The sequence below is a fragment of the Pedococcus sp. P1_H8 genome (genome assembly GCF_056405175.1).
In genome coordinates, this window is the sequence record NZ_JBFUCP010000077.1 from 1 (window position 1) to 590 (window position 590).

Consider the following 590-nt stretch of genomic DNA (forward strand, 5'->3'; position numbering starts at 1 on the left):
GACTTCGACGACCTGACCGTCGCCAGCCTCTACCTGCCGTCGGGTGAGGCGCAGACGCCGCGCCAGGAGGAGAAGGAGCGCTTCCTCGACTCGTTCGGCGCGCACCTCGCCGCGACGGCAGCCCAGGCGGAGCGGGACGGCAGGCACGTCGCGGTGTGTGGCGACTGGAACATCGCGCACACCGAACGGGACCTGAAGAACCACAAGGGCAACAAGAAGAACTCCGGGTTCCTCCCGCACGAGCGGGACTGGATGGGTTCGGTGTTCGGCGAGTTCGGCTGGGTGGACGTGATGCGCGGGCTGCACCCGGACGTGGACGGGCCGTACACGTGGTGGTCCTACCGCGGCAAGGCCTTCGACAACGACTCCGGCTGGCGCATCGACTACCAGGTGTGCACCCCCGCGCTCGCGGAGCTGGCCAAGGAGGCCGTCGTCGAGCGGGCCGCGGCCTACGACCAGCGCTGGTCCGACCACGCGCCGGTCACGGTCCAGTACCGGTGAGCCGGCTCGGGACCCGCTCCCGCGTCGTCGTCGGGGTGCTGCTGGCGGTCCTCGTCGCTGTCGCGACCTTCGTCTTCACCGGCCAAGGC

The 590-nt window shown here is 70.3% G+C and carries 1 protein-coding gene; it reads left to right on the forward strand.

Translation table 11 applies throughout. The annotated features are described in order from the left end of the window. On the forward strand, positions 1-501 hold a 501-nt coding region (locus AC1DYG_RS18920), incomplete at its 5' end, for an exodeoxyribonuclease III (protein ID WP_477641410.1). Positions 502-590 lie beyond the last annotated feature (89 nt).